Here is a 25,862-nt window from a genome sequence, read left to right as displayed (position 1 = left end):
TCGCCTGATCCGGGCTGATATTCTTTCCTCCTCCCGGCCCCTCTTCCACCCGGGGCTGGTAAAAGCCGTCCCGAATTTTCTAAACGTCTTGGGCCGGACCTGCCAGAAACCCGTTCAAAGGCAGCAGCCGCATTATCTCACATGCGAAGCCGGCTTTTTTCATCAGGAAAAAGACAATGCGACCAAAATCGTTTGTGCGCCTGCCGGTGCTCTTCTTCATTCTGGCCGTCCTGGTCATACTACTGACCGGCTCCTGGCTTTACCATAACCAGAAAATGCACCTTCAAATAAGCGCGGAAAACGAGCTCTGGGCCATAGCCAGCCTAAAGGCCGACCAGATAGACGAGTGGCGGGAGGATCTTATAAGCCATGCAGCGACCATCGCCAACAGCCCCCTTTTTGCTGATACGTTTATCAAGTGGAAGGCCGACCCAAAGCCTGAGATGATTATCCAAATTTTCAAGCGGTTTCAGATACAGAAACGGTATTTCACTTTTTTGAACCTGTCACTGGTGGATCCCCAAGGCCGCTTGCTGGTGAGCCTCGACAGCAACAAGTCCGCTATCCACCCCGAAATGTTTAAGGCTCTTGGGCAGGCTATGAAAACCCGGCAGCCTGTCATCACCGACCTTCACGTCAGCGCCGACTCTCTTATACCCCACATCGGCGTCGTATCGCCCATAAACGACCAAACCGGCAACAACCAGGAGCCTTTGGGGGCGATAGTCATTCAGATAGAAGCCCGGCAGTTCCTATACCCCCTTATCAGGTCCTGGCCCCTTCCAAGCAAAACCGCCGAAACCCTCATTGTGCGCAAGGACGGCGATTCGGTCCTTTTCCTCAACGATCTTCGCCACGTCAAAAACGCCGCCCTTAACCTGCGCATCCCCCTGACCAAAACAGACGTGCCTGCGGTCATGGCGGTTTTGGGAAAAAAAGGCATCTTTTCGGGCAACGATTACCGGGGTGTCCCGGTTCTGTCGGCTATTATGGCCATACCCGATTCGCCCTGGTTCATGGTGGCCAAGGTCGACAAAAACGAGGTTTTCGCAACCTGGCGGATTCATTCCTACTTGATAATGGCCCTGGTGCTCATCCTTATCGCGGCTTCGGCGGGAGTCGCCGGGATGACCTGGCAGAGAAATCGCAAAAAATATTACAAGGAACTTTTTACCGCACACAAGGCCCTGTCCGAAAGCGAAGACCGATACCGGGCCACCCTTTTGGGCGTGGGCGATGCAGTGATGGCCACCGACGCGCTTGGCATGATAACCGTGTTGAACCCAACAGCAGAGGCCCTGACCGGCTATAGCCTGGAAGAGGCCAAGGGAAGGCCGCTCACGGATGTATTCCGAATCGTGAACGAAGAAACCCGCAACACCGTGGAAAGCCCGGTTGACAAAGTCATCCGGGAAGGACAGGTGGTTAACCTGGCCAATCACACCCTTTTGATAGCCAAGGACGGAACCGAACGCCCCATCGCCGATTCCGGCGCTCCGATCCGGGACGAAGACGGAAACCTGATAGGCGTTGTCCTGGTTTTCAGGGACCAGAGCGCCGAAAGGGAGGCCGAAAGACGCCTGCGTGAAAGCGAGGCCAGGTTCCGCAATATAGTGGAGAAAACCAACGAGGGAGTCTGGACAACGGATGCGCATTTCGTGACCACCTTCGTGAACCCGGCCATGACCCGGATGATGGGTTTCACGTTAGAGGAAATGATGGGAAAAAGTGTCGAGTCCTTCATTTTTCCCGAAGATATGGCCGATCACCGGGAAAGGATGGAAAACCGCCGCAATGGCCAGGAAGACCATTATGAAAGGCGATTCCGGCGCAAGGACGGCAAAGAGCTTTGGGCCATAGTGTCCGCCACTGCCAGGCTTGATGAAAAAGGCGTTTTTGCAGGGTCCTTCGCCATGTTCACGGACATAACCCAGCGAAGGATCATAGAGGATTCCCTGAAGGAATCGGAACGCTTCGCCAGGGCCACCCTGGACGGGCTGTCAGGCGGCATAGCCATTTTGGACCAGCACGGCCGCATAGAGGCGGTCAACGAATCCTGGAGGAAATTCGCGCGCGAAAACGACGGCATCCCACAAAAAGTCTGCGAGGGAGCGAATTATCTTGAAGTCTGCGAAAATGCCCAAAACAGGGATTACGAAGGCGCGGGGCAGTTCGCACAGGGAATAAGGAAAGTGCTTTCGGGCGATTTGATCGAATACAGCCAGGAATATCCCTGCCACAGCGTAAGGGAGCAAAGGTGGTTCATAGGCCGTGTTACCCGTTTTCCAGGCCAGGGCCAGGCCCGCGCAGTGGTGTCCCACGAAAACATCACAACTCGAAAGCAGGCGGAGGAAGCTCTTCGCCAAAAATCCGCCGTGGATTCGGCCCTTGCAGAAATCGCCGCCGGGCTTTTGAAAACAGACGCCCTGATCGAGAATGTCGCCTTCACCATTTTGCGCCATGCCCGGTTCCTGACCCAAAGCCCTCACGGCTTTGTCGGCTCGATAAATACCGCCACAGGTGAACTCTGCATCCACACAATTTCCGCCATGATGGGCAACGACAACCACCCGGCCAGGCAGGACAAGCAATTGGTTTTCCCCATAGGGCCTGACGGAAAATACGCCGGGTTATGGGGCGAAGCCTTGAATACCCGGAAACCCTTCTTCACCAACGCTCCTTCCGAACATCCGGCTTCCAAGGGGGTTCCGCCGGGTCACATCGCTCTTAAAAATTTTCTCACTGTTCCGGTGATTGTGGAAAACAATCTCTTAGGCCAGATATCCCTTACCAATTCCCCGAGGGATTACACGGCGGAGGACCTGGAGGCCATACGGCGCATCGCGGAGCTTTACGGAATGTTTCTGCGCGACCAGCAGGCCAAGAAAAATCTCGAGCGCAGCGAGGAGCAGCTAAGGCAGGCCCAGAAGATGGAGGCAATTGGCCAGCTTGCCGGGGGGGTCGCGCATGATTTCAACAACATGCTCCAGGTAATTTTGGGCAACACGGGTTTTGCCCTGGAGGAGGCCGGACCAGGCACCCCGCTATCCGAAAGTCTGTTTGAAATCAAGAACGCCGCCAACCGCTCCAGAGAGCTTACCAAGCAGCTTCTGGCCTTTGCCCGAAAGCAGACGATAGCTCCCAAGGTCCTCGATCTGAACGAAACCGTGGAAAAGCTCCTCAAGATGCTTAGAAGGCTTCTGGGCGAGGACATAGACCTTTTATGGAGGCCGGCCCAGAAGCTCGGCAAGGTCAAGATGGATCCGTCCCAGCTGGACCAGCTTCTTGCCAACCTTCTGGTCAACGCCAAAGACGCCATAGGTGGTGTCGGCAAGGTTACCATAGAAACCAAAAACGTGCATTTCAACGAGGACCACTGCGCGCTCAATCCGGGCAGCGCTCCGGGTTATTACGTGATGCTGGCTGTCAGCGACAACGGCTGCGGCATGGAAAAGGACATCCTGGCAAAAATCTTCGAGCCCTTCTACACCACCAAGGAAGTGGGCAAGGGAACAGGCCTCGGGCTTTCCATGGTTTACGGGATTGTGAAGCAGAACAACGGGTTCATAAACGTTTACAGCGAACCAGGCGAAAGCACCACGTTCAAGATTTACATGCCGCTTCACGAGGCCTTCGAGGCTGACGAAGACCAGGCAATTGCGCCCAAGGAAGCAACCGGCGGCGACGAGGTGCTTTTGCTTGTGGAGGACGAGGGAGCCTTGCTGAGGCTCGTAAAGAAGCTCCTTGAAAAGCTTGGATACACGGTCCTTTCGGCCACGTCCCCCGAAATGGCCCTTCAACTGGCAAGCGCGCACGCGGGCCCCATCCATCTTCTGATCACCGACGTGGTAATGCCGGAGATGAGCGGCAGGGACCTGCTCGGCAAGTTCAACCAGCTGCGCCCAGGCGTGAAATGCCTCTACATGTCGGGCTACACGGCCAACGCCATAGCCCATCACGGAATCCTGGACGAGGGTGTCCATTTTCTCCAGAAGCCCTTTTCCGTGGATGAAATCGCCAAAAAGGTGCGCGCCGTGCTGGACTGCTGAAAAATGCTCATAATCAGCGATACCATACGAATCACCAGAAAGGCCGTGGCCGAAGCTCTTTTGCGGAAAGACCCGGAACCCGTGGCGGAAATGGCACTGGCGGCCCAACGGGCCGGGGCGGATGTTATCGACATCAACACCGGCCCCCTTGCCCGCGACCCCAACGGCATGGCCTTTCTGGTGCGCGCCGTGGAAAAGGCGGTTCCTCTTCGCGTAAGCCTGGACACAGTAAACCACGAAGCCTTGCAAGCCGGGCTCGCTGCCTCAAGAAACGGGCGGCCCATAATCAACGGCGTTTCCCTGGAGCCGGAAAAACTGCGCCTCATAGCCCCCCTGGCCCTTCGCCACGACGCAGACCTCGTGGCCTATCTTCTTACGCCGAAAAGCCAGGTTCCGCCCGACGCCGAAGGAAGGCTCGCTATATCCTCGGAAATCTTCACCAAACTGACCGGCATGGGCATCGCGCCAGAACGCATCATGTTCGACCCCATATGCCCTCCCCTTGTCTGGCAGGACGGGCTTTCCCAGGCAAGGGAAGTGCTTTCCACCATAAGGCTTTTGCCCGAAGTATTGGGTTTTCACGCCAGGACCCTTGTCGGCCTTTCCAACCTCACAACCGGCCCCGGCCCACGCCCCAAAAAAATCCTCCTGCAAAAGACCTATCTGGCCATGCTTGCGGCCCAGGGGCTTTCCGCAGTTCTTTTGGACACCGATCTTGCGGAAGTGGTGGAAACAGCCAAGGCTGCAAGCCTCATCCGGTCCGGCGAAATTTTCTGCTGGGAAAGCCTCGAAGGCTGAAAATAGCTGTCTAATACCAAGCTGCAAGCAATACAGTAAAAGCAATAGATGCGCCTCCGGCGGCCGGGGGGGCCGAAGGCCCCCCGACCCCCCCCTTATTTTTAGGCGTGTGCTGCGCACCCGCCAAGAGTTTGTGGTCACTAAATGGCATTACGTTGAATCTTAACCGGTTGAATGCAACTTGATATAAACCGATCAAATCCCCGTGAGTCCCCGCCTGAGCGCCTCCATCCTTCATCGCGCACGATCCTCTTGCGAATTTGTTTGACGATTTTATGGTTTCGTCATATAAAAAAGAGTTTAAGCCGTCGTGGCTTTCGGGCGAATGCCCATCCATGCGGCGAACCGGCAAAATGGCCGCGCCAGGGCGCGAAAGGGAAGGATTGATCATGGCCCGTATCACCATTGACGATTGTTTGAAGCGCGTACCCAACAGGTTCGTTCTGGTTCATCTTGCGGCCAAGAGGGTGCGGCAGATGCGCGAAGGGCACGAATACCTGGTGGCCTCCCCCAAAAACGAGGACATAGTGGTGGCCTTGCGGGAAATCGCGGCTGACAAGGTTTTCGTGACCGATCCCGAAGACAGGAAATAGCCTTCAACATGGCGGGCCGGTTCCGCAAGCTCACTGCGGCAGGCGTTCCCAGAAGCCTTTACGCGGCCATCAACCGCCAGGTGGGCCAGGCCCTGGCTCAGTACGAAATGCTTGAAGACGGCGACCGCGTGGCTGTGGGCGTATCCGGGGGCAAGGACAGCCTTGCCCTCTACTGGATTTTGCAGGAGCGCCTGGCCCGGATACCCATAAAGTACGAGATTTGCGCAATCCACGTGAATCCGGGCTTTGAGGGCGGCGATAGCGGAAAACTCTTCGAGTGGTTCAACGGGCGCGGCTGGCCCTTGAAAGTAGCCGATGAAAATTTCGGCCCCCTGGCCCACAGCGAGGAAAACCGCGAAAATCCGTGTTTTTTGTGCTCGCGGCTTAGGCGCAAAAGGCTCTTCGAGATGGCAAAAGAGCTTGGCTGCAATAAGCTGGCCCTTGGGCACCACAAGGACGACATAATAGAGACGTTTTTCATAAACGTCTGCTACGCGGGCGAAATCGCCACAATGAGGCCAAAGCAGGAGTTTTTCAAGGGGGCCTTCACGGTGATAAGGCCGCTGGCCTATGTGGAGGAGGCCCGGATAGCCAGGTTTTCCGGGTCCATGAATTTTCCGGAATTCCACATGGCCTGCCCAAGCTCAAAAATATCCAAACGGGGCGAAATCAAGGGCCTCTTGGATACGCTTTACCGGTCCAACAGAAAAATTCGGGGAAACATCTTCCGGGCGCTCGGAAACGTGCGGCCGGATTATCTTTTGCTTTAATTTGAATTGGCCACGTTAATGCAAGACGTTCAAAACCGCCCGGATGACCGCAATATTCCCATCAACAAGGTGGGAATAAAGAACATGCGTTACCCCATCACCGTGCTTGACCGCAAGAACCGGTTCCAGCAGTCGGTGGCCTCGGTCAGCATGTACGTGGATCTTCCCCACGAGTACAAGGGCACCCACATGAGCCGGTTCGTGGAGCTTTTCCACGAATTCAAGCCCCAGGTGAGCCTTCGATCCTTCGCCAACCTTTTGGTGCGGATGAAGGAGCACTTGAACGCCCAGTCCAGCCACGTGGAAATCCTCTTTCCCTATTTCATAGGCAAGGAGGCCCCTGTCACCAAGAGCTTCGGCCTCATGGACTACACCTGCCGCATAATGGGATTTTCAGGGCCGGACGACAAGATCGACATGGTCCTGGAAGTCATCGTGCCCATCACCTCGGTCTGCCCCTGCTCAAAGGAGATCAGCGACGGCGGCGCGCACAACCAGCGCGGCGAGGTGCGGCTTTCGGTGCGCTTCGACAAGATGGTGTGGATAGAGGACATGATAGAGCTTGTGGAGCAGGCGGCATCCTGCGACGTGTTCTCGGTTTTAAAGCGGCCCGATGAAAAATTCGTGACGGAAAAGGCGTTCAACAACCCCAAGTTTGTTGAGGACATAGTGCGGGACGTGGCAGACAAATTGAACCACGACGAAAACATCACCTGGTTTTCGGTTTCCGCCGAAAATTTCGAGTCCATCCACAATCATTCGGCCTTTGCCTATATCACCAGCGGTCCTGAGACTGCCCCCTATCTCGTAACGAGCGCGCGACCTGTTCGATGACCCTTTGGGATCCGTTGCCGGAGTTGCAGAAAACCGTGACGCGATAGCATTTTTCCACTCCGCCCTTTTCGTCGGTCACGTCCACGTAGCCCGCTCGCCCGCTTATGCCGGTAAGGGTTCCGGTCTTGAACCGGATTCCGTCCTTTTCCTTCATGAGTCCCCGGTACGGGTAAAATCTCGCCAGAACCCTGTCCATCTGCCGTGCGGTCATGCGGTTTTCCCTTGAAAGCCCGGAGCCCTCCACCAGCCTTAAATCCTTGATGCCCAGTTTGTCTTCGGCGAACTTTCTGACAACAGCCGCCCCCTTGTCAAAGGAGGCGGGCGCCCCCATCACCTTTGCGCCTGCTGCAAGAAATATCTGGTTGGTCATGAAGTTACTGGACGTGGCCAGAAGTTTTCCGATCATCTCCTCAAGTCCGTAAGGGGATAGCGACCGGTAAACCGGCTTGTCGCCGGGCGCCACCGCTCCAAGGGCAACGTTCTGAAAGGAATCGTTGCCGCATTTTTTGTAAAACCACGAAAAAAGGTTTCCGGCGTAAAGGGTGGCCTCGCCGCGCTCGGCTGCCAGGAGAACGCGCCCCGGCGGCAGGTTTCTGGCCCTGATAAGGCTTTCCGCAAAGGGGATCAGGGGCGTCTGGTCCTCGTCGCTTTCCGGCTGGTTGCCCGCGCCGTAGCGGAACATAACGGTGTTGAAGTTGGCGCAAAGCGCGCCCACCGGCGAATCATAGGGGTTGGTGCTTTTAACCGCCCCCGGAACGATCATGGGCTTTTGAAAATAGGTGTCGTCCAGAACCAGGTTCGGCCTTTTGCCGCCGATTTTTTTGCCCAGCCCGCACGCGGCGTCCTCAATCACCTCCGAGACCCAAAAGGGGTCGCCGTAGCCCTTCATCACAATGGTGTCGTTGCCTCTCGCGTAAAAATCCGTGGGAAAGCGGAAATCCGCACCCAGGGTTTCCAGGGCCGCAATGGCCGTCAGCACCTTTATGGTGGAGGCCGGGACACGAGGCTCGTCGGCCTTGTATGAATAGATTTCCCGGCCCTTTTCATCGGCGACGTACAGGGAGTCGTTGCTTCCCAAAAGGCGCGCGATGTTCTGGGGAAGCGACGCGTGGGCGGCACTTGCGATAATCAGAAGGACAAAAGCTCCTAAAACCACCTTGATTTTCATTTTCGCCCCAATTATCTTAACTCTGCTTGACTGCCTTTTGAAAAACACCAATCATACAGGCTGATGAAAAACGATGAGCCGCAAGGCGTACGAAAAGCCGATGAGTCAAGCGTACTAAAAGTACGTGACGGAATTGGCTTTGAAGCACAACACAGCGGATCGCGTTTTTCGACAGCCTGTTAGCCGTGCTGCATAAAAGCCCTGTACGCCTTTGTGGTCATGGCCACGTCGGCCTTGGAGGCCACCTCGAAGGGCGAGTGCATGGCTAAAATCGCCGGGCCGCAGTCAACGATTTCCATGCCGTACTGGGCCAGGAACTTGGCCACCGTGCCGCCGCCGCCCGCGTCCACCCTGCCCAGTTCTCCGGTCTGCCACACAACCTTGTTGTCGTTGAAAATCTTCACGATTTCGGCCATGTATTCGGCGGAGGCGTCGTTTGCGCCGCTTTTTCCGCGCGAGCCGGTGTACTTGGTTATGCAGACCCCGTGGCCCAGCTTGGCTGCATTTTTCTTTTCGTGGACGGACTGGTAATCCGGGTCGAAGGCCCCGTTCACATCGCCGGAAAGGGCCTTGGCCTTCAGAAGCGCCCGCCGGAGCGCCCGGTCGTCGCAGGCGGAGCCCTGCTTTTCCAGGAGGTCCGACAGAAAATCCAGCACGATGTGGCTCTTGGCGCTTGTCCGTCCTTCGCTTCCGATCTCCTCCTTGTCGAAGAGGAAAACCACCGCCGTATGCCTGTGATTCTTGAGGGAAAACAGGGCTTCGACGGCGGCGAAGGCGCAGATTCGGTCGTCCTGGCCGTAGGAGCCCACGAGGCTCCGATCCAGGCCCACGTCACGGGCGCGGCCTGCGGGCACCACCTCGATTTCCGAGGTGACCAGGTCCTCCTCCACGATGCCGTATTTCTCGTTCAGAAGTTTCAAGGCATGGATTTTGATGCGATCCTTCACGTCATCCGGGCCAAGTGGAAGGGTTCCCAGAACGATGTTCAGCTTCTCCGCCTCGAATGCCTTACCAACCACCTTGCCGCCGTAAACGTCCGCCGCAAGATGAGGAAGGATATCAAGAATGGTGAAAACCGGGTCGTCTTCGGATTCGCCCAGGACGAAATCCAGCTTGGAGCCGTCCTTCCTTATCACCCTGCCGTGCATGGCAAGGGGCCGGGCCAGCCACTGGTACTTATGGATTCCGCCGTAGTAATGGGTCTTCAAAAAGGCTACCTCGGCCTCCTCGTAGAGGGGATTGGGCTTCAGATCGAGCCTCGGCGAATCAATGTGGGCGGCGACGATCAGAAAACCGGCGTCCGGGCCGCTATCGCCCAGATGGGCCAGGGCCAGGCACTTGTTGCCGTAGCTCCTGGCGAATTTGTTTCCGGGGTTTTCGCGGGTGAGCGAAACAAAGCCAAGCTCGGCGGCCCTTGCGCCCAAAAAGGCTGCGGCCTCCCGCTCGGTTTTTCCGGCGTCCAGGAAGGCCTTGTAAATTTCGCAAAGGGCGAAGGCGTCGTCCCTTTCTTTTTCGCTCATCTCGTCCCAGGCGAGCCTTGGCTTTAAGGAAAGCTTCTTGGCGATTTCCTGGGCGTCCTTTTTCGTGAGGGGTTTGGACATGAACTTCTCCCGTAGGCTATTTGCTATCAATGATGAGAGTAACCGGCCCCCGGTTTACCAGTGCCACATCCATCATGGCGCGGAACCGCCCGGTTTTTACCGGAACTCCAAGCGTCTCGACGCATCCGGCGAAATGAAGATAAAGGCGCTCGGCCTCTTGGGGCGGGGCCGCCGCCATGAAAGAGGGGCGCTTTCCTTTTTTGCAGTCGCCCAAAAGGGTGAACTGGGAGACCACGAGAACTTCGCCCCCAACATCCTTCACCGAAAGATTCATCTTGCCGTTATCGTCTTCAAAAATCCTGAGCCCCGATATTTTTTCAGCCAGGAATTCCGCGTCCTTTTCGGTGTCGCCGCAAGCCACCCCAAGAAGGACCAAGAGCCCCTTTTCGATTTCCGCGATGCGCCCTCCGTCAACTTCCACCGACGCCGCGCCGGTCCTTTGAACAACCGCCCTCATGGATCAATCCTCGTAATCGCCACGGCACTTTCCCCGAAAAAAAACCGCCTTCCCAAACTAACGCATGTCGGGCTTCCAGGCAAGGTTTGCGAGTACCTGGAGGGCAAAAACCGCACCCCACCTTAGAACCTGCAATTTCCGCTCGCCGCCTATCCTTTCAGGCTCGTCGCCGGGAATTTCTGCGATTTTCATTTTCGCCCTGGCGGCCCTTATCGATAGAAGCGGCTCCCAACTCACGCGGGTATTCAAAAGCCGCTCGAAAGCCGCGTAGGGCTTTTCGCGGTCAAGGCCAAGCTCATAAACCAGGTTTTTCCGAAAGGCCCGGTATATCACCATCGCGTCGGTGTAGGCCCCGTTGTGAAGAAGATTGATGCCGCCCGTGAAAAGGCGATTCCCTAATGCCGTGATGAAGTCGTCGTCGAAGCTTTTGGCCCCGTCCTTGTAACGGGAGGCTATCACCATGTCGAAGCCCTCCCTCATTTTTTCGGCAAGGAGCGGAATCAGCTCCGGTATGGAGTTTCCGTCCGGCGAAAAGGTGATGACCACGTCGCCCGAAATCTTCGGCCAGATTTCCATGTAGGCGTTGCGAAGCCCCGGTTTTTCCTGCACGTGGACAAGGTAGCCGTTCTCCCGCGCCCATTCTATGGTTCCGTCCTTCGAGCCGCCATCCAAGACGATTATCTCGTCCACCAAGTCCCGGCGGATCCGGGGCATTATGGCCTTCATTCCGTCAATTTCGTTCAAGGCGGCTACGATAAGGGTGGTTTTCACGCCTCTCACCGATTCCTCTCCGGCTTTTTGGAAAGCTCGGCAAGTTTCCCGAAGGGGTTGTTGAAGGGCGTCTTTTCCGGCGCGGGCGTCCGGGTTTCAGGGCCGCGTTTTTTGAAATCAGGCCTTTTTCCGGAGTCTTTGTTTTCCTTCCTGAAAGCGGACACATTGTCCGCGCCCTTTTCAGCCGGTCTTCCCTCCTCCTTTTTGAGCGAAAGCCCTATGCGCTTCCGCAGAAGATCAACCGACACCACCCGCGCCATCACCTTCTGCTGGACCTTCACCACTTGTGCCGGATCTTTCACAAAACGGTCGGAAAGCTGGCTCACGTGAACCAGGCCGTCGACGTGAACGCCCACGTCCACGAAGGCCCCGAAAGCAGTCACGTTGTTTACGATTCCCGGCAGGACCATTCCGGGCACGAGGTCCGTTATGTCGTTGATGCCGGGAGCGAACGAAAAGGGCGTCAGGGTCTCGCGGGGGTCGCGGCCCGGCTTTTTCAGCTCGGCCATGATGTCGGTGAGGGTGGGAAGCCCAAGGGAATCCGTGACGTAGCGATTGAGGTCGATTTTTTTCCCAAGCTCCGGCGCGGCCACAAGCTCTGCCACCGTAACGCCCAGGTCGTGGGCCATGCGGTCCACCACAGGGTAGGATTCCGGGTGGACGGCGCTTGCGTCCAGGGGGTTCTCCCCTCCCCTTATGCGCAGAAACCCGGCCGCCTGCTCAAAGGCCTTGGGGCCTAATCTCGGAACTTTTTTGAGATTCTCCCGGCTTTCAAACGGCCCCTTTTCGGTGCGAAAGGTCACGATGTTGGAGGAAAGAGTCGGCCCCAGGCCCGACACGTACTGAAGGAGCCGGGCGCTTGCGGTATTCACATCGACTCCCACGGCGTTGACGCAGGAAACCACCACATCGTCCAGGCCGTCCTTCAAAAGCCCCTGGTCAACGTCGTGCTGGTACTGACCCACACCTATGGACTTGGGATCGATCTTCACCAACTCGGCCAAAGGATCCATCAGGCGGCGGCCTATGGAAACCGCCCCGCGCACGGTGATGTCCTGGTCCGGGAACTCCTCGCGCGCGACCTCGGAGGCTGAATAGACCGATGCGCCCGATTCATCCACCATCATTATGGCGGGGCTTCCGGCAAGGGCGAGCCCCCGCACGAAGGCCTCGGTCTCCCGTCCGGCGGTGCCGTTTCCAACAGCCACGGCCTCCGGCGCGAATTTTTTGCACAGGCTTACGAGCTTTTCGGCGGCTGCCGCAGCCGCAGAATCGGAGCCGTGGGGATAGATCACATCGTGGTGCAAAAGCGCACCCTGGGCCGAGAGAAACACCACCTTGCAGCCGGTGCGGAGCCCGGGGTCTATGCCGCACACCCTTTTCTGGCCAAGGGGCGGGGAAAGCAGCAGGTGTCGCAAATTTTCAGCGAATACCCGCACCGCTTCGAGGTCAGCGCGATTTTTGGCCTCCATGCGGATTTCGGTCTCCATGCTGCGGAACAGGAGCCTTCGGTATGCGTCGCTTACCGCAAGCCGGGTCTCGTTTCCGCAGGGGCCGCTGTTTTTCACGAACAGGGATTCGAGGATTTCCAGGGCACCCGCGTCATCCACCTTGACAGCCAAATCCAGGATACCCTCGGCCTCGCCCCTTCGCATGGCCAGCACCCTGTGGGAGGGAGCTTTGAGAGCGTTTTCCTCCCAGGCGAAATAGTCCTTGAACTTGGCCCCTTCCGCTTCCTTGCCATCTATCACGGTGGTGACGAAAACCGCGCCGCCCTGGAAAAGATCCCTTAGAGCCGCACGGGCCTTTGCGTCCTCGCTCACCTTTTCGGCGATTATGTCCCTCGCCCCGCTCAAGGCGTCGCTGGCCGTGTCCACTCCCTTTTCGGAGTCGACGTAATTTTGGGCCTCAAGCAGAGGATCGGCTACAGGGTCCTGGTTGAAAATGAAATCCGCCAGGGGCTCCAGGCCCTTTTCCCGGGCGATGGCCGCCTTGGTGCGGCGCTTTGGCTTATAGGGCAGGTAGATGTCTTCCAGAACCGACATGGTGGGGGCGGCCAGCACGGCATCACGCAGCTCGTCGGTGAGATTCCCGGTCTTTTCCAGGGATTTCAGGACCACCGCCCGGCGCTCGTCCAGGGCCGCGAGCTTTAACAGGCGGTCGCGGATTTCGGTAATGGCAACCTCGTCCAGGCTTCCGGTGGCCTCTTTCCGGTACCTGGCGATGAAGGGGACCGTGGCGTCCTCATTCAAAAGCACTGCCACTGCTTCCACCTGGAAGGGTTTGATGGACAACTCTCCGGCAATTTGTGACACGTGATTTTCGTTCATGATTTCCGCTGTTTGTGATTTCGGTGAAATGGGTTGGAATGCTTAATCCTTTACACCTCTGAAACTTAAGCGATGAACCGGGCTCGGCCCGTGAAGGCCGATGGCCGCGTAATGGCTTTTCGTGGGATAGCCCTTGTGGCGGGCGAAGCCGTAAACCGGATAGATTTCATCAAGCTCCGCCATGAGCCTGTCGCGGAAGACCTTGGCCACGATGGAGGCGGCGGCCACGGATACGCACAGGGCGTCGCCGTGGACAAGCGGCAGCTGGGGCAGATCCACGGGTATCCGAAACCGCCCGTCAACAATAAGGTAATCGGCCCCTTGGCCAAGGTTTTCCACCGCCCTGCGCATGGCCAACAAAGAGGCCTGCAAAATGTTGATTTCATCGATCTCGTAATGCTCCGCCCTGCCGACGCCCACGGCCAGGGCGCATTTTTGGATGCGCTCGCACTGTACTTCGCGCTGGGCCTCCTTAATGGCCTTGGAGTCGCCGATTCCGGTCGGGTCGAAATCTCGCGGAAGAATCACCGCTGCGGCCACCACCGGCCCGGCAAGGGGCCCCCTGCCAACCTCGTCCACCCCGGCCACCATGGCGTGACCCGCCTCCCATGCCTCGCGTTCAACGCTGAAGGGGGAGGCTATGGCCACGCAGGTACGCATTGTCCTTACACCCTTTTCCGGCATGAGCCATCCTTTTAGGGGGATCGAGGGGTTGAAAGACGGACGGATTTAAACTCATAATAATCTTGAATTATTTAATATATAACTAAAACATGAAGTTTTGATTGAATAAAACATCTGGCTCTTTAAACGACTTTCCCCGCAACACCGGCCCAAGGCGGCATTGCAGGGAAAGGTTTTGAGCCGTAAACCTTGACGGAAATATTTTTCCGTCTGCGAGCACTAGTAGCGCTGCTCCTTGATACGGGCGGCCTTGCCCTGGAGGCGGCGGAGGTAGAAGAGCTTGGCCCGGCGCACACGGCCACGGGTCACCACCTCTATGCGGTCGATGCGGGGCGAATGGGTGTGGAAGGTCCTTTCAACGCCCACGCCGTATGAAACCTTGCGAACTGTGAAGGTGGCGTTGGTGGTGCCGCTGCGCTTCGAGATGACCACGCCCTTGAAAAGCTGTATGCGCTCCTTCTCACCTTCGCGGATCTTTACGAAGACGTTCACGGTGTCGCCCGCCTTGAAGATCGGCAGGTCGTAGCGCATCTGTTCCTGTTCGATTTGCCTTATGACATCCATAATAATTTTCCTTCTGCATCATTAAAAGGTGATTCCCAAGCCCCAAAAGGGCCTCGACATGCCCCGTGGCCGCGTTTTTTTGCGGTGTCCGGCCCGAAAGACAAAGGGTGTCTTCCGGCAGCTTTCGCGTTACTTCAACAGGTGAGCCGGGTGTGCGCGTTAATGAGGCGGTCAAGGTAAATGGCCACCGCTGAACGCACGGACAAATGGTTGTAATCCCCGGCCCCCGTTATGGGCGAAAGCACGGCGTCGGCTTTATCCATCACTTCCCTTGAAAGGCCCCAGGCGGTTCCGAAAACAAGAACCACCGGACGGCCAGATTCCAGGACAGTGTTTACAAATTCCACGTTTTTTCGTTCAGGCCCGCTGCCCGCGTCGGTAACCGCCACAAGCGGCGTCTGGCCGGAATGTTCCTGGATGAGATTTATCGCCTCGTCCAGGCTTTCGGTTATTTCTATGAGGCTCAGGGCCTCTTTCCGGTCCGGGTTGATTTCCCCCGCCGGGCCTTGGGTCCAGTGGCGCACTATGCGTTCCACCATTTCCTTCTGGTCGGAAACCGGCGTCACCACGAAAAATCCGGCCAGCCCGAAGGTTTTTGAGGCCCGGGCCATGTCGTGAAGATCGAGATTGGTCACAGCCGAGGCGATGGTCTCACCGAACTTGTTCCTCACCGGGTGATGGACCAGGGCCAGGTAGAGCTTGGGCGGCGATGAGATGGTCAATCCTTTCTCTCCACAAAAGAAGGGCGGCGAATTCCTCTTTCGTAATCCGCCTGCCTTCCAAAAGATCTGGCCTGCGGGCCAGGGTGCGCAAAAGGGCCGATTCCCTGCGCCAGTTCTCCACCAGCCTGTGATGGCCGGAGAAAAGCACATCCGGGGCGTTGTCGCCCGAAAAGTCCCTTGGCCTCGTGTAATGGGCGTTTTCCAGAAGCCCGGTCTCGAAGGACTCGGTTACCGCCGACTGGTCGTTTCCAAGCACCCCCGGAACAAGCCGGGCAACCGCGTCCATGACAACCATGGCCGCAGGTTCGCCGCCGGAGAGCACGTAATCGCCCACCGAGACCTCAAGGTCAACATATTTTTCGATGAAGCGCTCGTCCAGGCCTTCGTAACGTCCGCAGACCAGGATGACCCCCGGCATTAGAAGCATCTGCCGGGCGATTTTCTGGGTGAACACCCGGCCCTGGGGCGAAAGGAGAACCACCGGCGCTTCCGGCAAAAGCTCTTTCGCCGCCGTTACAGCTCCCGAAAGGGGCTCAGGCTTCATCACCATGCCGCTACCGCCGCCGAAGGGGCGGTCATCCGCCGTCCTGTGGCGTCCCTGGGCAAAGTCCCGTATGTCGATGGCCGTAGCGCGTATAAGGCCGCTTTCAACCGCCTGGCCGAAAACCCCCAGGGAAAAAAAGCCCTCGAACATCCCAGGAAAGAGCGAAAGCACCTCGAAATCCACTCTACAGGCCCTCTGGCGGATCTACGGTCAGGAGCTTTCCGGCAAGATCGACCTTTATAATCACCCAGTCCAGGGCCGGAAGAAGGATTTCCTTCCCGGAGTCATCCTTCACCACGTAAACGTCGTTGGCCCCGGTTTCGATGATGGAATCGACCTTCCCGAGCGGCTCGCCGGAAACGGTTACGACGGTGAGTCCTATGATGTCCGACCAGTAGTACTCACCTTCCGAAAGCGCCGGGAGCGATGCGCGATCCACCAGGACAAGGCTTCCCGAAAGGCTTTCGGCCCGGTCACGGTCCGTCACCCCGAAAAGGCGGATTATCCAGAAGCGGCCAGCCCGTTGCGAGGCCGTGACCGTAAACCAGTCGCCGACCTTTTCCTTTTCAAGAAAAACCTTGCGGCCTTCAAAAAAGAAATCGTCGGACAGGGCGTCGGCTGCGACCTTCACCGCTCCGGCCACACCGTGGGCGGATGCAATCTTTCCCACGCTGAGCATGGATTTTAAAGGCTCGTCCCCGATGTCGGTCATCCCGCCGCCTACTCGCAAATTTATCCGCCCGTTGAAGGCATCTGGATGCCAAGCCTGGATAAAAGCGATGAAGTGCAAGGAGTGCGAAAAGCCAATGAGTAAGCGTACTTTTTCGTACGTGACGGAATTGGCTTTCTCGCACGACACAGCAATTCGCGCTTTTAGACGGGCGATTTATTCAATGATCTCAAGCACGCTGCGCTTCTTCAGCTTGGCCGAGGCCGCGCTCAGAATCGTTCGCATGGCCCGAGCGGTGCGGCCCTGCTTGCCGATCACCTTGCCAAGGTCGTCCTTGGCCACCTTGAGCTCGATGACGGAAGTCTGCTCGCCCTCAACCTCGCTCACCTCAACCTGTTCGGGATGATCCACCAATGCCTCGACGATGAACTTGATCAGGTCTTTCATGCGTCTCTCCTTGCGCTGTTCCGCTTCCGCGACCGATTCTCCGATCCCATCGACCATTCAGTGCAACTATGGAAAAACGCGCCGACCTTGCAGTCGTCGCGGGTGGTTATCCCTTTTACGGACCGGCCCGGAAAGTCCCTGACGCCAAAAGGCGCATCGGACGGTTCGCCTGCCGATCCTGATCGAGGCACAACTTTTTCCGCCCCCGCAAACAGGCCAAGGCGGCGAAAGGCGCTCAACCCGAACTACTGCGCCGGAGCTTCCTCCACCGGGGCGGTGTAAGCGCCCTGTTCCCGGAGGATGGTCCTTACCGTTGCGGAAGCCTGCGCGCCGGTGGATACCCAGTACTGGGCGCGGGCCTTTTTGAGGTCAACGGTGGCCGGGGTGGTGAGGGGGTTGTAAGTCCCCAGAATCTCTATGAAACGCCCGTCGCGGGGGGAATCGTTGTCCGTCACCACGATGCGGTAGAAGGGCCTTTTCTTGGCTCCATGCCGGGCCAGACGAATCTTTGCTGCCATCTTGTCAATTCTCCTTGGTTGTCTTCCAAAAGACGGAAAAACCGTCTCGTTCTCACGCCATTAAATGTTGGACGAACCCGAGCTAAAGCTCGGAACCACCCAACCTACATTAGCCTGGATCATCCGCAAAACCATATTTTCGCCCCGGAGCAGCCTGGATAAAAACGATGAAATGCAAGGAAGACGAGCCAAAAAGGAGGAAGCGTACTCTTTTGTACGTGACCGACTTTTTGGCGATGTCTGACACAGCAGTTCGCGTTTTTAGACGGGCTGTTAGCCGAAAAGGCGGCCCATGTTCTTGATACCCCCCTTGCTGAACTTCTTCATCATCTTCAGAACCTGGTCATAGTTTTTGAGAAGCAGGTTCACGTCCTGAACCGTGGTTCCGCTCCCGGCAGCTATGCGCTTTCTTCGGCTTCCGTTGATGAGGTTGTAGTCAGCGCGTTCCTTTGGGGTCATGGAATTGATGATGGCCTCCACGCGGGCGAATTCCTTTTCGTCCACCTTGAGGTCCTTCATCTGCTTCATTTTATTGAAACCCGGAATCATTCCAAGAAGCTCTTCGATGGAGCCCATCTTGCGGACCTGCTTCATCTGCTCCTTGAAATCCTCCAGGGTGAACTGGCTTTTTCTGAGCTTTTTTTCAAGCTCTATGGCCTTTTCCTGGTCAAAGGTGCTCTGGGCCTTTTCGATGAAGGAGAGCACGTCGCCCATGCCCAGTATCCGGCTGGCCATGCGGTCCGGGTGAAAGGCCTCCAGGGCCGAGGCCTTTTCGCCGATGCCCACGAACTTTATGGGCTTGCCGGTGACGCTTCTTATGGATAGGGCCGCGCCGCCCCTGGCGTCGCCGTCCATCTTGGAAAGGATTACGCCGCCGATGTCCAGAACGTCGTTAAAGGACTTGGCGATGTTCACCGCGTCCTGGCCGGTCATGGCGTCGGCCACCATAAGTATGTCGGATGGCGAGACCGTGCGCTTGATGCGGTTAAGCTCGTCCATCAAGGCTTCGTCAACGTGGAGGCGGCCAGCGGTATCGAGGATTATTACGTCATACCCGTTCCGCATGGCCTCCATGCGGGCCTGGCCGCAGATTTCCTCCGGGGGCCGCCCGGAAACCGAGGGGTGAACCGGAACCCCGATTTCCTTTCCCAGCTTTTTCAACTGCTCGATGGCTGCCGGGCGCTGGAGGTCAGCCGGGACCAGATAGGGCTTTTTGCCCTTGCCGCGCAGATAAAGCGCCAGTTTCCCGGCTGTGGTGGTCTTGCCCGAACCCTGGAGCCCCACCAGCATTATGGGAGACGGTGAAACCGCGCCGAAATTGATGTCAACGTGGCGCTCTCCCATGATGCGGGTGAGTTCCTCGTTGACGATTTTCACCACCTGCTGGCCGGGGGTGAGGCTGTCCAGCACCTCGCTTCCGACGGCGCGATCCTTTATGGCAGCCGTGAAGCTCTTGACGACCTTGTAATTGACGTCAGCCTCCAGAAGCGCCATGCGCACTTCCTTCAAGCCTTCCTCAATATTTTTTTCGCTTAACCGCCCCTGGCCCTTCAATTTCTTGAAAACGGCGTTCAGGCGATCGCCAAGGCTTTCAAACATGATATTTCTTCCTTAAAACGCAAAGCGCGTTAAATTCTTGAAAGTAGTCGCGGATTAGTGATAAGTCAAGCGAAATGAGAGCGAAGTGATTCCTTCAAAACATCGAATTCATCATAACACGCAAACGGAACAGGATGCAAACAAACACCGGAAACCTGCTTATAGACCCAAGCCCGGAGGCCCTTACAGAGTGGCTTTCGGACCGGGGCGAAAAGCCCTTTCGCGCGGCCCAGATACTTCGATGGCTTTTCCGGAGGGGCGCGGAATCCTATCTTGAGATGACCGACATCAGAACAGACCTTCGCCATGAACTGGCGGAAACATTCGCCGTGCCGCGCCTGAAAATTCTGGATACAAGGGTTTCCTCGGACGGCTCGAAAAAATACCTGTTCAGCCTGAAGGACGGCCTTTCCATAGAATCTGTCCTGATGTACGAAAAGGACCACGCCACCCTGTGCGTTTCAAGCCAGGTGGGCTGCGCCCAGGGTTGCACCTTCTGCCGCACCGGGGAAATGGGCTTCAAACGGAATCTCACCTCATTTGAAATCCTGGCCCAGGTGTGCGGAGTGCGGTTTTCCCTCGAAAACCCGGATCACCTCACCAACATCGTGTTCATGGGCATGGGCGAGCCTTTGGCCAACTTCGACAACGTGGTGACGGCATTGAACGTCCTTTCGGAGCCCACAATGGGCATGAAGTTCGCGGCCCGCAGAATAACGGTCTCCACCGTCGGACTCGTTCCCAAAATCCCGGCCCTTGGGCGCGACACCCGCGCCCGGCTTGCGGTATCCTTAAACGCTGCCGATGACGAAACCCGAACCCGGCTCATGCCCATAAACCGCAAATACCCCATAGCCGAACTTCTGGAATCCCTGAGGGATTTTCCGCTCAAGACCGGAAAGCGCATCACCTTCGAATACGTGATGTTAAAGGGCGTGAACGATTCCCTTGCCGACGCGAAAAATCTTGTCCGTATCCTGAGCCACACCCCTGCCAAGATCAACCTCATCCCCTTCAACCCGCATGAAGGCTCACCCTTCGAGCGCCCAACCGACGAGAACGTGATCGCCTTCCGGGAATACCTTGCGAACAAGAATTTCACCGCCATGGTGAGGTACAGCAAGGGGCTCGATGTGGGCGCGGCCTGCGGCCAGTTGGCAGGCGCTGGTCCGTAGAATGGCCGATGGCGGTGTCAAACTTCGCCGCCGGGTCGGCCACTTACGAGAAGTACGCTTGATCCACGCAACACAAAGCGTCCCGGTTTATCGGGGGGCGGTGCCGCAGTCAGGAAGAATTTCCTCCCGCAGGCTTAAGAACCTGCCCAGAATGCCTTTTCTGTCTATGGGTTCGAGAAGGGAAAGGAGAAAGGGACCGTTCAGCTGGTTCATGATTTCCATGGCAGGTGATATGGGATAGCCGGGCGGCAGCTCCTCCACGGCGGCGGAGATTTCAAGGACCATCCGGTCAAGCCTCTTTTGGGCTTCGGGCTTGCCGCACGCAAGATCGGTCAGGAGGGTCACCTCGATTTTCCGGAAAAGATAATCCAGGCTGTCCAAGGAAAGGCCCTCGAACCTCACTTCGTTTTTTTCGCGTGTAAGGGCGTTTTCGCGCCAATACCCAAGCTGTGAAACGAGGTCCTGGTAATGCTTGCGATTCTTGGAACTGTTGGCGGATTCGCCCGGAAAAACTCGGGCTGCGAGGTGGTCCCGTATGGTCCCAAGTTCCCCGGAAGGCAGGTTCCACAAGGCGCAACCCGGCGGATGCCAGATGGTGTGGAAATAAACCGGAACATCCAGGCGGTTGCACAGGGCGACTATCTCAGGAAGCTCGCGCCAGTTCTGGCGCATGGCGCAGGTCGAGATTCCGAAAAAGGTCCCCCTTTTTTTCGCGTAATCCGCAAAGGCAAGAATATTGTCCATCACCTGTTCGAAATTGGCCCCGATGCGGATGGCTTCATAACAGCCCTTGTCAACCGCCTCCAAGGAGGCAGTAACGTGAAATCTGCCCCGGTCAAGGAGGCTCTGCACCCTTTCGTTCAATATCGTGGCGTTGGTCTGAACGATGATTGAAAGCTCTTTTTTTACGTTTAATATCATCTCCATTGCGTCATAGTTGATTTCAGACAAAAACGGCTCGCCGCCGTAAAATTTTATTTCGGTAAGATACGGAACGAACCTTGAAAGCTCCTCCACGAAAGATTTGTCATAAGGGCTGTCGAGTGTTTTTTTCCCGCTTTGATTTTTTCTCGCATCGGACGCCATTGTCCAGTAACACATGATGCATTTTATATTGCACCGCGTGGAAAGCTCCAGTTCCATCACGCTGGGATAACCGTTGGGATTGGCCGGAAGGTGGTCATACATCATGGCCTTGATGGCGTCGAAATTGCCGCCTTTGAGATGCTCCATGCAGTTGGAGCAACCGTTGGAAAGATCGTTCTGCCTGATGAGTCTGCGAAGGCCCTCGGCCATTTCTCCGAACCAGATGTCGTTTATGCTCTGTTCGGGCCAGCGCCCGAAGGTGTAGGACCGGTTGTTGCAGCAGGCGACCGCGTCACCCGAATAGGTGAAATACAGATTTCGGAACGGAGCCCAGCATAGCACCGATTGAGGGCCGCAAGGCCTGGTTTTGTTAAAAGCCGCAGCATGAGCGCGGTTAATGCGCTCCTGTGTCCGGGAGGAGAGCCCTGCCCAGCGCAACAAGCGGGCTATGCTTTTGTTTAAGGCCATCGATTTTCCGGTTCTTTGGTTTTAAGCCGGGCGCTCGCCTTTTGGGTGTGCAACCGCTTGGGGGAAACTCGAATACTGCGGTCCGGCAAAATCCCTTTGAAAAAGTTTGCCAAACCCTTCCAGAGACTGCGGCAGACCGTTATCAGCCTGTCATTCTACAATGGATAGAGCCCCATGCCCTTCAAGGTCTGCATACCCGAAAAAAGGCGGGTCCAGACCCTTGACGGGCGATTTTACATGGATCGGACCGGCGTGCATAACCATAAGAAGCAGGTTGTTGTGCAGCCCCAGATCAAAAAGGCTGTGTGAAACGGCAAAAGAGTATTCGGAAGGGCTTAAGGCGGCCAGGCCCATAATGAAGGTGTAATTTCCAGGCTGCAGCGAAAGCCTGATCATCTGGCTGAATCTCAGCCGTGTCCCTTTCTTTATGTTTTGCGGAACTTTTACCCCATTCTGTATGGATATTTTTGCATGAATCATTACATTCATCCTGTTAATTATACCTAATCCTCCAACAGGAATTTCAATATCATCCATAAGTTCAAATTCAAAATAAAAATATGCTTTATCTCCAATTTCGAACTCAGAACATTTGTAGCCATTTTCATCACAAACAGCAGCACCATTAAATTTAACTATATTTTTATTACCTTCAATTTCAACATGTGATAAATTAATAAATTTTTCCTCTGAAGGCCAATAATTAACTGTTTGGGCATCAGTATGACTAGAAAGAACAAATGGTTCCTTTTTAATAAATGACATCGTTTTTGCATCATTACTTTGATTCAGCAAAAAATATTTTTGAAGAGCCACGTTAGGATCGCCAATGTATATGCATTCACCTTTATCTAAAACCAATACACTCGTACAATATTTTTGAATTACGTAGTGTTCATGGCTGACTATGACGGTCGCGGCACCTTTATTTATCAATGATGTAATACGCTCATGGCATTTCTGTTGAAAAAAAATATCGCCAACGCTCAATACTTCATCAATCAGCAATATTTCCGGATCAAAATAGGTCTGAACGGCAAAGGACAGCCTGACGAACATTCCGTTCGAGTAAGTCTTGACCGGCTGATCCACGAACCGGCTTATATCGGCAAACCGGATTATATCGTCAATCTTTCTGTCAATTTCCTTGCGGTTGAAGCCTGAAATCATGCCCGAAATATAGATGTTCTCCCTTCCGGTGAAGTCCCGGTGGAACCCGCTTCCAAGTTCAAGGAGGGTGGATATCTTGCCGGAGGTCCGAACTGTTCCGCTGGTGGGTTCCGAAATTCCGGCTATAAGCTGCAAAAGGGTTGTCTTGCCGGAGCCGTTCTTGCCGATTATTCCCAATACCTCTCCCTGGGCCACCGAAAACGAAATGTCTCTAAGCGCCCAGAATTCTTCACCCAAAGACCGGCTTTTCCCGCTCAGCCGGTTTCCTATCCTGTTTGTAAACGCTGATTTGAGCCGCCTGTGGGGATCGGCGGACAACCGGAACATCTTGCCAAGACCGCTTGCGACAATGAGCCGCCTTTTTTCTTCAGCGCTTTCCGGGCCAGTCGGAGTTTTTTCGGTCGACATTTTTCCCAACGTGCCGCCTTTCTTTCAAATCAAATCAGCGAGCGCCTTTTTATTTCTCATGAAAAACGAATATCCCGCTGCGTATATGACGAGGCATGCCATCAATATGATAATATATACAAACCAGTTCGGGCTATGCCCCCAAAGAACCGCATCCCTGAACCATGCGATCAAGATACCTATGGGATTTACCGCCAGCACGTACCGATATTGAACCGGAACGGCTGAAAAAGAATAAATCACCGGGCAAAGAAAAAATAGAAGCTGCAGTATGATCGTAAGAATATGCGGCAGGTCCCTGTAATGAACCCCCATTGCCGCCAGCATCCAGGAAAGGCCCGTGCATAAAAACAAAAGCGGTATGTAGATGGCCGCCACGATGAAAGCGCCGGGAAAAAGAGGTACTCCGCTCATGACCGTCCACACCGTCAGGACGGCAAGTCTCAGAAAGGACTCCACAAAAGCCGAGCACACGGCGACAAGCGGAATAATTTCCGTCGGGAAAATCACCTTCTTGACATAATGAGGATTTGAAACAATGGACTGGGTGGCGTTCAAAAGCGATTGCGAAAACATGTCAAAGGGTATGAGTCCGGCAAAAAGTGCGAGCGCGAATCCGGCATGCCCCTTGTTGGGCGAATCGCTCCATCTCAGGCCCAGGATGACTGAAAAGGCGAAAGTATAAACAAGAAGCATCGACAAAGGCGTCAGCAAAGACCAGAATACTCCGAAAATCGACCCCTTGTATCGTTTGGCGATTTCCAGGCGCGTGAGTTGAAATATGGGGCCTCTGTTACGCCATAAACCAAGGGACGCCCCGGCGGTTGAAACCGTAAACTTCAATAACCGGTCAACCATGGGGGAAAAATTATTTCGTTCCATCTGCAATATTCCTTGAATGCACCGGCATGCCGCGCCGCCCTTGTTATTCCATATTTTTCGTAAATGATCCTGTATGGCGCTTTACTCAATAAGTAAGATTGGCGTTTGAGAATCAGCGAATGAGGCGGCAGCCTAATAAAGTGTTGTGGTGCTTTTTTGGGCTTTGATGAGATAATGCCTGAAACATCCTTTGAGAAGCCCTTTGCTGTAAGCGTTGCCTGCGCTGAAATGTCCGACGTGATTCGCTCTGGAACCGGGGTCCCCCCTGAAAAAAAAGCGGTCCAACCCAAATTTTGCCGCAAGGAGCGGAGCCCGGCAGTGATGGATCATCTTTCTGGCGGTGGGATGCGTCATGATTGATATATCTTGTATCAGAAGATTGGAGAAACCGTTTTCGGCGAGGGTCTTTTCTATTTTTTCGCCGGACCAGAGGTCAGGGATATGGAATCCTTTCAGAACTTTTTCATAGAGCCTTTTTTCAGATCGCGTGAAAGTCCGGTCGACGCGCGAAAAGACAATGGCTGCCCAGACCCCGCCAGGCCTAAGGATTCTGGCCGCCTGGCGCAGATATTCGCGCTTGTCTGCCGCGTGGCAAAAGGATTCCTGGTTGACGATGACGTCGTAGGCCCGGTCAGGAACGTCGTACAGCTTCTCCATGTCCATGACCTCGAAGCGGCAGAGGTGGCCGACTCCCTTTTCTTCCGCCATTTTATAAGCCATGCCAACGTGTTTTTCCACAACGGTGATTCCTGTCACCCGCGCGCCGAAATTCTTCGCGCACCAGACAGCAAACCAGCCTATGCCGCACCCGGCATCGAGTATTTCCGTTTCCGGCCCAAGGCCAAGACCCTCCGCAAGAAGTTCGTTGGAGCGGTCCAGCGCCGCATCCCAGTCCATGCCATCCCTGTCCCACAAGGCATGATGGAATGCGCGGTTGTGTCCATAGCTGCAATAGGCTTCGGTGAGGTCATAGTAATAACTTCTGGCGTCCATGAATTACTTGTTGCTCCCGATAAAGCTTCCCCCCACCATCGGACAAAGCACTCTTTCCAACATGAGTTTTCTTTTCGCTTCCACGTCCATGAACACTGACCGGTTTTTCAAAATGTTTCCGAGATGGAAAATTTCAAGCTCCTCCTTCGTCAACCTGCCTGTACGGCAAAGCGCGGGCCCGCACAGGTAACAAAAATCGAAAATGTCGCCTCCCGGATATATCATGGCATAGCTGGGGACGCACGTGTCGCAGTTCATGACCAGTTCGGGATTGATTATGATCTTGAGGTCCCTGTGCACGTCAAGCGCATGCATGACGCTTGCGCCGATGATCTTCTGCTCCTCCGGCGTGGATATTTCATGAGTGTCCCTGTGAAACTGCATCTGCCTGATTCCAAGGCCATAGAAAAATTCTATCAGTTCCGTCATTTTTCCGACCGATTGTTTCTGCACGACGCAGTTCGTGGCCAGATTTTCCGCATATCCATGGGAAACCATATAATCCACAGCCGATAAAAGATGGTCGTACTGGGCGCGGGAAGACGGCCGTCTTATGATATG

Annotated in this window: 24 protein-coding genes and 1 pseudogene (1 of these 25 only partly in view); 6 read left to right on the top strand and 19 right to left on the bottom strand. The window is 55.5% G+C overall.

The features are described from left to right. The first annotated feature begins 176 nt into the window (after positions 1-176). From HZB23_02715 to HZB23_02695, 5 genes are all read left to right on the top strand, one after another. Complete coding sequence (locus tag HZB23_02715; GenBank protein ID MBI5843565.1) at positions 177-4,049, top strand: PAS domain S-box protein; 3,873 nt, start codon at positions 177-179, stop codon at positions 4,047-4,049. Between the two features lie 3 nt (positions 4,050-4,052). Continuing rightward, positions 4,053-4,847, top strand: coding sequence for a dihydropteroate synthase (locus tag HZB23_02710; protein ID MBI5843564.1), 795 nt, complete (start codon positions 4,053-4,055; stop codon positions 4,845-4,847). A gap of 389 nt (positions 4,848-5,236) precedes the next feature. After that, positions 5,237-5,440, top strand: coding sequence for a DNA-directed RNA polymerase subunit omega (locus HZB23_02705; GenBank protein MBI5843563.1), 204 nt, complete (start codon positions 5,237-5,239; stop codon positions 5,438-5,440). Positions 5,441-5,448: 8 nt separating this feature from the next. Then, positions 5,449-6,210: a tRNA 2-thiocytidine(32) synthetase TtcA gene (locus tag HZB23_02700; protein ID MBI5843562.1), complete on the top strand. Its 762-nt coding sequence runs from the start codon at positions 5,449-5,451 to the stop codon at positions 6,208-6,210. A gap of 18 nt (positions 6,211-6,228) precedes the next feature. After that, complete coding sequence (locus HZB23_02695) at positions 6,229-7,044, top strand: GTP cyclohydrolase I FolE2 (protein ID MBI5843561.1); 816 nt, start codon at positions 6,229-6,231, stop codon at positions 7,042-7,044. Here the strand turns inward: HZB23_02695 and HZB23_02690 are convergent. The 13 genes from HZB23_02690 to ffh all read right to left on the bottom strand — a co-directional run bounded on the left by HZB23_02690 (position 6,986) and on the right by ffh (position 19,119). Continuing rightward, entirely contained in the window at positions 6,986-8,212 is a 1,227-nt protein-coding gene (locus tag HZB23_02690) for a D-alanyl-D-alanine carboxypeptidase (GenBank protein MBI5843560.1), read from the bottom strand. The genes HZB23_02695 and HZB23_02690 overlap by 59 nt on opposite strands. Positions 8,213-8,391: 179 nt before the next feature. Next, positions 8,392-9,813, bottom strand: a complete 1,422-nt coding sequence (locus tag HZB23_02685) for an aminopeptidase (GenBank protein MBI5843559.1) — start codon at positions 9,811-9,813, stop codon at positions 8,392-8,394. Between the two features lie 16 nt (positions 9,814-9,829). Beyond that, positions 9,830-10,270, bottom strand: coding sequence for a D-tyrosyl-tRNA(Tyr) deacylase (locus HZB23_02680; GenBank protein ID MBI5843558.1), 441 nt, complete (start codon positions 10,268-10,270; stop codon positions 9,830-9,832). 57 nt (positions 10,271-10,327) lie between these two features. Further along, positions 10,328-11,041: a glycosyltransferase family 2 protein gene (locus tag HZB23_02675; protein ID MBI5843557.1), complete on the bottom strand. Its 714-nt coding sequence runs from the start codon at positions 11,039-11,041 to the stop codon at positions 10,328-10,330. Between the two features lie 5 nt (positions 11,042-11,046). After that, on the bottom strand, positions 11,047-13,371 hold the full coding sequence (locus HZB23_02670; protein MBI5843556.1) for an RNA-binding transcriptional accessory protein: 2,325 nt from the start codon (positions 13,369-13,371) through the stop codon (positions 11,047-11,049). A gap of 42 nt (positions 13,372-13,413) precedes the next feature. Beyond that, positions 13,414-14,031 (bottom strand): ribonuclease HII, encoded by a 618-nt coding sequence (locus HZB23_02665; protein MBI5843555.1) that lies wholly within the window; start codon positions 14,029-14,031, stop codon positions 13,414-13,416. 243 nt (positions 14,032-14,274) lie between these two features. Beyond that, positions 14,275-14,622: a 50S ribosomal protein L19 gene (rplS, locus tag HZB23_02660; GenBank protein ID MBI5843554.1), complete on the bottom strand. Its 348-nt coding sequence runs from the start codon at positions 14,620-14,622 to the stop codon at positions 14,275-14,277. Positions 14,623-14,753: 131 nt separating this feature from the next. Further along, positions 14,754-15,341 (bottom strand): RNA methyltransferase, encoded by a 588-nt coding sequence (locus tag HZB23_02655; protein ID MBI5843553.1) that lies wholly within the window; start codon positions 15,339-15,341, stop codon positions 14,754-14,756. After that, entirely contained in the window at positions 15,271-16,068 is a 798-nt protein-coding gene (trmD, locus tag HZB23_02650) for a tRNA (guanosine(37)-N1)-methyltransferase TrmD (GenBank protein MBI5843552.1), read from the bottom strand. The genes HZB23_02655 and trmD overlap by 71 nt, the downstream gene beginning before the upstream one ends. A gap of 1 nt (position 16,069) precedes the next feature. Then, a complete protein-coding gene (rimM, locus tag HZB23_02645) occupies positions 16,070-16,597 on the bottom strand; it encodes a 16S rRNA processing protein RimM (protein MBI5843551.1) in 528 nt (175 codons plus the stop codon). 174 nt (positions 16,598-16,771) lie between these two features. Next, complete coding sequence (locus HZB23_02640; protein ID MBI5843550.1) at positions 16,772-17,002, bottom strand: KH domain-containing protein; 231 nt, start codon at positions 17,000-17,002, stop codon at positions 16,772-16,774. Positions 17,003-17,247: 245 nt separating this feature from the next. Then, positions 17,248-17,520 carry a 30S ribosomal protein S16 gene (rpsP, locus tag HZB23_02635; protein ID MBI5843549.1) on the bottom strand — a complete coding sequence of 91 codons (273 nt, stop codon included), beginning with the start codon at positions 17,518-17,520 and terminating at the stop codon, positions 17,248-17,250. A gap of 273 nt (positions 17,521-17,793) precedes the next feature. Continuing rightward, positions 17,794-19,119, bottom strand: a complete 1,326-nt coding sequence (gene ffh / locus HZB23_02630) for a signal recognition particle protein (GenBank protein MBI5843548.1) — start codon at positions 19,117-19,119, stop codon at positions 17,794-17,796. 134 nt (positions 19,120-19,253) lie between these two features. Between ffh and rlmN the strand changes: the two genes are divergently transcribed. Beyond that, positions 19,254-20,294, top strand: a complete 1,041-nt coding sequence (rlmN, locus tag HZB23_02625) for a 23S rRNA (adenine(2503)-C(2))-methyltransferase RlmN (protein MBI5843547.1) — start codon at positions 19,254-19,256, stop codon at positions 20,292-20,294. Positions 20,295-20,381: 87 nt separating this feature from the next. Here rlmN and HZB23_02620 read toward each other — a convergent pair whose 3' ends face one another. The 6 genes and pseudogenes from HZB23_02620 to HZB23_02595 form a co-directional block, all read right to left on the bottom strand. Beyond that, positions 20,382-21,848, bottom strand: coding sequence for a radical SAM protein (locus tag HZB23_02620; protein MBI5843546.1), 1,467 nt, complete (start codon positions 21,846-21,848; stop codon positions 20,382-20,384). 150 nt (positions 21,849-21,998) lie between these two features. Then, complete coding sequence (locus HZB23_02615; protein ID MBI5843545.1) at positions 21,999-23,426, bottom strand: ABC transporter ATP-binding protein; 1,428 nt, start codon at positions 23,424-23,426, stop codon at positions 21,999-22,001. A 24-nt stretch (positions 23,427-23,450) separates the two neighbouring features. Next, entirely contained in the window at positions 23,451-24,308 is an 858-nt protein-coding gene (locus tag HZB23_02610) for an ABC transporter permease (GenBank protein MBI5843544.1), read from the bottom strand. Between the two features lie 132 nt (positions 24,309-24,440). Beyond that, entirely contained in the window at positions 24,441-25,301 is an 861-nt protein-coding gene (locus tag HZB23_02605) for a methyltransferase domain-containing protein (protein MBI5843543.1), read from the bottom strand. Positions 25,302-25,304: 3 nt separating this feature from the next. After that, on the bottom strand, positions 25,305-25,685 hold the full coding sequence (locus HZB23_02600) for a hypothetical protein (protein MBI5843542.1): 381 nt from the start codon (positions 25,683-25,685) through the stop codon (positions 25,305-25,307). Next, positions 25,660-25,862 (bottom strand): annotated as a pseudogene (locus tag HZB23_02595) (radical SAM protein) (it continues 418 nt past the right edge of the window). The gene HZB23_02600 and the pseudogene HZB23_02595 overlap by 26 nt, the downstream one beginning before the upstream one ends.

This window comes from Deltaproteobacteria bacterium (genome assembly GCA_016235345.1).
In the GTDB taxonomy this organism is placed as follows: Bacteria; Desulfobacterota; Desulfobacteria; order Desulfobacterales; family Desulfatibacillaceae; genus JACRLG01.
The sequence above is the reverse complement of the archived record's forward strand: the minus strand, read 5'-3'. Positions and strand labels throughout refer to the sequence as shown.